The sequence below is a fragment of the Microbacterium xerophyticum genome (genome assembly GCF_053543555.1).
On sequence record NZ_JBLVOB010000006.1, the window covers coordinates 769,410 to 776,992 of the forward strand.

The 7,583-nt window shown below is 68.4% G+C and carries 4 protein-coding genes and 1 pseudogene; 2 read left to right on the forward strand and 3 right to left on the reverse strand.

Annotation, left to right across the window (positions count from 1 at the left end; translation table 11 throughout):
• Positions 1-607, forward strand: a pseudogene (locus tag ACNPNP_RS10410) (long-chain fatty acid--CoA ligase); the annotation flags it as partial.
• A gap of 94 nt (positions 608-701) precedes the next feature.
• Here ACNPNP_RS10410 and def read toward each other — a convergent pair.
• The 3 genes from def to ACNPNP_RS10425 are packed head-to-tail and all read right to left on the reverse strand — an operon-like array spanning position 702 to position 6,655.
• Positions 702-1,193 carry a peptide deformylase gene (gene def / locus ACNPNP_RS10415; RefSeq protein WP_448965949.1) on the reverse strand — a complete coding sequence of 164 codons (492 nt, stop codon included), beginning with the start codon at positions 1,191-1,193 and terminating at the stop codon, positions 702-704.
• The gene (locus tag ACNPNP_RS10420; protein WP_448965950.1) at positions 1,193-3,205 is read right to left on the reverse strand and encodes a MinD/ParA family ATP-binding protein; all 2,013 of its coding nucleotides are present in this window, start codon (positions 3,203-3,205) and stop codon (positions 1,193-1,195) included. Before ACNPNP_RS10420 ends, def begins: the two co-directional genes overlap by 1 nt.
• A 42-nt stretch (positions 3,206-3,247) precedes the next feature.
• Complete coding sequence (locus ACNPNP_RS10425) at positions 3,248-6,655, reverse strand: pyruvate carboxylase (protein ID WP_448965951.1); 3,408 nt, start codon at positions 6,653-6,655, stop codon at positions 3,248-3,250.
• 93 nt (positions 6,656-6,748) lie between these two features.
• Here ACNPNP_RS10425 and ACNPNP_RS10430 point away from each other — a divergent pair, with 93 nt between their 5' ends.
• A complete protein-coding gene (locus ACNPNP_RS10430; RefSeq protein ID WP_448966165.1) occupies positions 6,749-7,561 on the forward strand; it encodes a ParA family protein in 813 nt (270 codons plus the stop codon).
• Positions 7,562-7,583: the final 22 nt, after the last annotated feature.

The following is a 7,583-nucleotide window of genomic DNA, read 5'->3' on the forward strand; positions in this document are numbered from 1 at the left end:
GGACGACGGCGAGATCGAGGTCAAGGGCATCAACGTCTTCAAGGAGTACTGGAACAATCCGGAGGCGACCGCCGAAGCGTTCCACGACGGCTGGTTCCGCACCGGCGACATCGGCAGCTTCGACTCAGAGGGCTTCCTCACGGTCACCGGCCGCAAGAAGGAGATCATCGTCACGGCGGGCGGCAAGAACGTCGCACCGGCCGCGCTCGAGGATCCGATCCGCGCCAACCCGATCGTCGGACAGGTCGTCGTCGTCGGCGATCAGAAGCCCTTCATCTCCGCACTGATCACGCTCGACTCCGAGATGCTGCCGACATGGCTCGGCAACAACGGCCTGCCCGCCGGAATGACGCTGGCAGAGGCCTCGAAGAACGAGGCGGTCAGGGCCGAGATTCAGCGCGCCGTCGACATCGCCAACGGCAACGTGTCGCGCGCGGAGTCGATCCGCAAGTTCACGATCCTCGACAAGGAGTGGACAGAGGACAGCGGACACCTCACGCCGAAGATGTCGATCAAGCGCAACGTGATCATGGCGGACTTCGCAGACGAGGTCGCATCCATCTACGACGAGCCGGTCAACACCACGAACGTCGCGATCGGCGGCTGACTTCGCCGCGACCCCGCTTCATCACCGAGTCCCCGCCCCGCGTGCGGCAGCAGGCGGGGACTCGGCGCGAAGAAGGGTCTCGGCGGTGAAGCCGCTAGAACCAGTCGCTCTCGCGGACCTCGCGCATCGCGGTCTTGCGGTCCTCCGGCGAGAGCCTGTTGAGGTAGAGCGTGCCGTCGAGGTGATCCGTCTCGTGCTGCAGCGCCTGGGCGAGCAGCCCCTCACCCTCCAGGACGACCGGGTTGCCGTCGAGGTCGATCCCCTCGACCCTGGCCCACGGATGACGGAGGGCGTCGTGCCAGAGTCCCGGTACGGACAGGCAGCCCTCCCCCGTCGGAACCGGCTCACCGCGCACCTCGGTCAACACGGGATTGAGCACATAGCCGATGTCGCCGTCGATGTTGTAGCTGAACGCGCGCACGGCCACGCCGATCTGCGGGGCCGCGACGCCGGCCCGCCCTGGCAGCTCGACGGTGTCGACGAGGTCGGCCACGAGCGCCCGCACGCCCTCGTCGATCTCGGTGATGGGCGCGCACACCGTGCGCAGCACAGGGTCGCCGAAGACCCGGATCTCGCGAACCGCCATCAGGCCGCGCTCGCCCGGAGGCCCTCGACGAGGGAGGCGGCGAGCTCGCGGGCCGCCTGTCGCGTCTCGGGCTGCAGGTTGGCGAACACGATCGCACCGCCGCCCGCGATCTGCGAGTCGTACGGCATGCGCACGACGCTCTTCGCACGCGTGGCGAAGTGCGCCTCGAGCTCGTTGAGCCGCACGAGCGGGCTGCCGGGGGTCGACTGGTTGAGCACGACGATCGACCGTCGGGCCAACTCGGCGTAGCCGTTGGTCTCCAGCCATGTCAGCGTCTCGGAGGCGAGTCGCGCCTCATCGACGCTGAGGCCCGAGACGATGATGAGCTGATCCGCGAGATCGAGGGTCGCCCCCATCACGGAGTGCACGATCCCCGTGCCGGTGTCCGTCAGCACGAGGGAGTAGTAGTGCGCCGCGACGTCGGCGACATCACGGTAGTCGTCATCGCTGAACGCCTCGGCGATGCGCGGATCCGCATCGGATGCGAGCACGTCGAGACGCGTCGAATCGCGGGCCACGATGGACGACACGTCGTGGTATCCCTTGACATCGTCGTGGATGCGTACGAGATCGCGCACCGACCTGCTGTGCGTGCGCACGATCCGGTCCGCCAGAGTGCCGCGATCCGGGTTCGCGTCCACCGCGATGACCCTGTCGTCACGCGCATCCGCCAGTGCCATCCCGAGCAGCGCCGTGATCGTCGTCTTGCCGACCCCGCCCTTCCGGGAGAGCACAGGCACGAATCGTGCGCCGCCCACGAGCGGTGCGGCGATGCGTGCGGTGAGCGCCTTGCGCTCGCGTGCACGTCGGCCGTCGCCGATGTTGATGCGTCGTCCGGATGCGGCGTACAGGAAGTGGCTCCACGCACCCTCCGGCTCGGGCTTCGTCACCTGATGCGGATCGAGCAGGCGGTCGGCCGTCAGCAGGTCCGCTGACTCGCGAGACGACTCGCCGAGCTGGTCACCGAGCCGCTTGGAGGTCAGGGCCACCTCCGGTCGCGAGACCGCGGGTCGCTGTGCGATCGCCGTCTCTGCGGGCTTCCCGGCCGGATGCTGATCTTCTTGGGAGTTCGTCACGGTCTCGCTCTTCGCCTTCTCTGCAGGAACGGATGCCGCCGGCGCCGGAGTCGGGTTCGACGAGGCGTCCTTCTTCAGCGCGGCAGCGATCCATGCCGACGTCGCGCTCTCGCCGCGCTGACCTGTCTCGCCGTTCGTCGCTTCGCCGCTCTTCGCTTCGCCGCTCTTCGTTTCGCGCGGTGGCGCGGCCGATTCCATCGACTTGTCCGCAGCTCCATCCTCGGACGCGGCCGCCGGCTCTGCGTCGGGTGCGGAGACGGGCTCGGATGCCGGCTGGGACTCGGCGACCGTCTCGGATGCGATCTCCGACTCAGTCGCGGTTGCCGGCTCGGGTGCGGTGTCCGACCCAGATGCCGTTGTCGGCTCTGGCTTCGCCGCAGGCCGAGCACGAGGCTTCTTCTTGGTCTTCGGCTTCGCGGCCGCAGCAGCCGGAGCGGCGGTCGCGGCAGGAGCAGCCGCGATGACGGGGTCGACGATGATCTCGCGGTCCGAATCCGACGTCGCCGCCGGCTCCGCGTCGCGTCCCGGCTCTGATCCCGACTCGGGCTCCGATGCCGCATCCGGCTCTATGACACCCTCGGCGACGTCGTCATCGGCCTCAGGAACCGGCACCGTGTCGGTCGCCGTCGCCGCGGGCTCTTCCGCCGGCAGCTCGATGATGATCCCGATCCGGTCTTCCTGGATCCGGCCGACACGTTCGTCGGCCACCGAGACCGCGGCGGCCTCGAGCGGTGGGTCGACGATGAGTTCCGAGAGGATCTCACCGTCGACCACCGCGTCGTCGACCAGGTCGTCATCCTCATCCTGCGGAAGGGCGACGCTCACCTGCGCCGTCTGCCCGAGTATGCCGATGCCGGTCGTGTCCAACGAGGCGGCCTCGTCGAGCACGCCGCGGCTGTCGTCCTCCGCGGAGTCTGATTCGTTCTTCGGTGTCACTGTGTCACTCCAAGCTTGTGCGAGCGTGTCGCTCGCACAAGATTACTGGGCTGGACGTATGACGACCAAAAGGTCACCCGCATCCACCTGCTGGGTGGCGCCGATCGCGAGCCGCTCCACGACGCCGTCGACGGGCGCGGTGATGGCCGCTTCCATCTTCATCGCCTCGATCGACGCGACCGGCTCACCCGCACGCACGGTGACCCCGACCTCCACCTTGAGCGAGACCACACCCGAGAACGGTGCCGCGACCTGACCGGGCTTGGCGGTGTCGGCCTTCTCGACCTCGTGGGCATCGACCGCGATGGATCGATCCCTCACGAACACCGGGCGCAACTGGCCGTTCAGAGTGGTCATGACCGTGCGCATGCCGCGATCGTCTGCCTCACCGATGGCTTCGAGACCGACGTACAACTGCACGCCGCGGTCGATCTCGACCAGGTGCTCCTGGCCCTGCACGAGACCGTAGAGGTAGTCGCTGGTGTCGAGCACCGACAGGTCGCCGAAGACCTCGCGCTGCTGGGCGAACTCCCGCGTCGGCACGGGGAACAGCAGCGAGTTCAGTCGTTCGCGTCGCTCCAGGCTCGAGCCGGCCAAAGCCTTCTCGTCGTCGGAGGAGATCTCGGTGAGGCCGAGGCGTACTTCGCGCCCGGCGAGCACCTTGGTCCGGAAGGGTTCCGGCCACCCGCCGGGGAGGTCGCCCAGTTCGCCCGCCATGAAGCCCACGACCGAGTCCGGCACGTCGTACTTCTCGGGGTTCGCCTCGAAGTCCGCCGGATCGGCGCGGACAGCGGCGAGATGCAGCGCGAGGTCGCCGACGACCTTCGACGACGGCGTCACCTTCGGCACACGACCGAGGATGCGATCGGCGGCGGCGTACATGTCCTCGATGAGCTCGAAGTCGTCCGCCAGACCGAGGGCCTTGGCCTGCTGACGCAGGTTGGAGAGCTGCCCGCCCGGGATCTCGTGGTGGTACACCCGACCGGTGGGGCCGGGCAGGCCGGACTCGAACGGCGCGTACTGGTTGCGCACCGCCTCCCAGTACGGCTCGAGATCGGAGACGGCATCCAGATCGATGCCGCTGTCGCGATCCGTATGGACCAGGGCCGCCACGAGCGACGACAACGAGGGCTGGCTCGTCGTGCCCGACAGCGGTGCGGATGCCGCGTCCACCGCGTCGACGCCGGCCGCACTGGCCGCGAGCAGGGTCGCGAGCTGTCCGCCGGGGGTGTCATGGGTGTGCAGATGCACCGGCAGGTCGAAGCGCTCGCGCAGCGCCGTCACCAGCTTGGCCGCTGCGGCCGGACGCAGCAGGCCTGCCATGTCCTTGATCGCGAGTACGTGCGCTCCGGCGTCCACGATCTGCTCGGCGAGGCCGAGGTAGTAGTCCAGCGTGTAGAGGTCTTCGGCAGGGTTCAGCAGATCGCCCGTGTAGCAGACGGCGACCTCGGCGATCGAGGTGCCGGTGGCGCGCACGGCGTCGATGGCCGGCCGCATCTGCGAGACGTCGTTGAGGGCGTCGAAGATGCGGAAGATGTCGACGCCGCTCGTGGCCGCCTCTGAGACGAACGCCTCGGTGACCGCGCTGGGGTACGGCGTGTAGCCGACGGTGTTCCGGCCGCGCAGCAGCATCTGGATGTTGATGTTCGGCAGCGCAGCGCGCAGCTTGTCGAGTCGCTCCCACGGGTCCTCACCGAGGAACCGGAGTGCGACGTCGTAGGTCGCGCCGCCCCATGCCTCCACCGACAGAAGTTCCGGGGTGAGACGGGCGAGGTAGGGAGCGGCCGCGACGAGATCGCGTGTGCGCACGCGGGTGGCGAGCAACGACTGATGCGCGTCGCGGAACGTGGTGTCGGTGATGGCCAGCGCGCTCTGTGCGCGCAGGTTCGCGGCGAAGCCCTCCGGCCCCAGCTCGAGCAGCCGCTGACGGGAACCCGCGACCGGCTCGGCGTGCAGATCGACGGCCGGCAGCTTGGTCACGGGATCGGCGACACCGGGGTGCGCACCGTTCGGCTTGTTGACGGTGACGTCGACCAGCCAGTTCAGCAGCTTCGTTCCCCGGTCCTTCGAGACCCTGCCCTGGAGCAGGTCGGGGCGCTCGTCGATGAACGACGTGCTGACATCGCCGGAGACGAACGCCTCGTCTGCCAGCAGCGCTTCCAGGAAAGGGATATTCGTGGAGACACCGCGGATGCGGAACTCCGCCAGGGCACGACGCGCACGGCCGACCGCGGCTTCGAAGTCGCGTCCGCGGCAGGTCAGCTTGGAGAGCATCGAGTCGAAGTGGGGACTGATCTGCGCTCCCTGGTGCACGGTGCCGCCGTCGAGGCGGATGCCGGCACCGCCGGGCGAACGGTAGGTCGTGATCTTGCCCGTGTCGGGGCGGAAACCCTGTGTGGGGTCCTCGGTCGTGATGCGGCACTGCAGCGCAGCGCCGCGCAGACGAATGTCACCCTGCTGCAGACCGAGGTCTGCGAGGGACTCGCCGGCGGCGATCCGCATCTGGGACTGCACCAGGTCGACGTCGGTGACCTCTTCGGTCACCGTGTGCTCGACCTGGATGCGCGGGTTCATCTCGATGAAGACGACCTCGCCCGTGCGCTCCCCCGCTGTCTCGAGCAGGAACTCCACGGTTCCGGCGTTCTCGTAGCCGATCGATCGGGCGAACGCGATCGCGTATCCGTGCAGAGCGGTGCGGATGCTGTCGTCGAGGTTCGGTGCCGGCGCGATCTCGACGACCTTCTGGTGCCGGCGCTGCACCGAGCAGTCGCGTTCGAACAGGTGCACGGTCTCGCCGGTCTTGTCCGCGAGGATCTGCACCTCGATGTGACGGGGGCGCACGACCGCCTGCTCCAGGAACATCCGGGCGTCCCCGAAGGCGCTCTCCGCTTCGCGCATGGCCTCGGCCAGCGCGGGGGCGAGTTCGCCCTTCGTCTCGACGCGGCGCATGCCTCGGCCACCACCACCGGCGACGGCCTTCGCGAAGACCGGGAAGCCGATGCCGTCGGCCTGGGCGACCAGCTCCTCCACGTCGGATGACGCCTCGGTGGACCGCAGCACGGGGACTCCGGCCTCGATCGCGTGATGCTTGGCCTCGACCTTGTTGCCGGCCATCTCGAGCACCTTCGACGGCGGTCCGATGAAGACGATGCCGTTCGCCGCGGCCTTCTCGGCGAGTTCGGGGTTCTCCGAGAGGAATCCGTATCCGGGGTAGATCGCGTCGGCTCCCGATTCGAGAGCGACGCGGATGATCTCGTCGACGTCGAGGTAAGCGCGCACGGGGTGGCCGCGCTCACCGATCTCATACGCCTCATCGGCCTTGAGCCGATGCTGCGAGCCCCTGTCCTCATAGGGGAACACCGCGACCGTGCGCGCCCCGACTTCGAACGCGGCTCTGAACGCGCGGATTGCGATCTCACCGCGGTTGGCCACAAGGATCTTCTGGAACATGCACACCTCTGATGACTCGTTGTACGCCGTTTACGACGCTCACGGGGCGGGGCTGAGTGTTCTCCAAGCCTAGGGGACGGTAACGTGGTGTCCGTGCACGTACTCAGCGTCAGCTCTCTCAAGGGAGGCGTCGGCAAGACGACCGTGACTCTCGGACTGGCCTCAGCGGCTTTCGCCCGAGGCGTCCGGACCCTCGTCGTCGACCTCGACCCGCAATCCGATGTGTCCACAGGCATGGACATCCAGGTCGCCGGACGACTCAACATCGCCGATGTCCTGGCGAACCCGAAGGAGAAAGTCGTCCGACAGGCGATCACCTCCAGCGGCTGGGCGAAGGTGCACCCCGGCACGATCGATGTGCTCATCGGCAGCCCTTCCGCGATCAACTTCGACGGCCCGCACCCGAGCGTGCGAGATGTCTGGAAGCTCGAGGAGGCACTGGCCGCGGTCGAGAGCGACTACGACCTGGTGCTGGTCGACTGCGCACCGTCCCTGAACGCCCTCACCCGCACGGCATGGGCTGCGAGCGACCGCGTCATGGTGGTCACCGAGCCCGGGCTGTTCTCCGTGGCGGCCGCCGACCGTGCGCTGCGCGCGATCGAGGAGATCCGTCGCGGCCTCTCCCCCCGCCTTCAGCCGCTCGGCATCGTCGTCAACCGCGTGCGCCCGCAGTCGATCGAGCACCAGTTCCGCATCAAGGAACTGCGCGACATGTTCGGCCCGCTGGTGCTGTCGCCCCAGCTGCCGGAGCGCACCTCGCTGCAGCAGGCGCAGGGTGCCGCGAAGCCGCTGCACATCTGGCCGGGAGACTCCGCTCAGGAGCTCGCAGCCGACTTCGACCTTCTCCTGGACCGGATCATCCGCACGGGCCGCGTGCCGGTGCCTGAGGCCGGACCTCAGGCCTGAGCGGCACCGCACGAAAAACGGG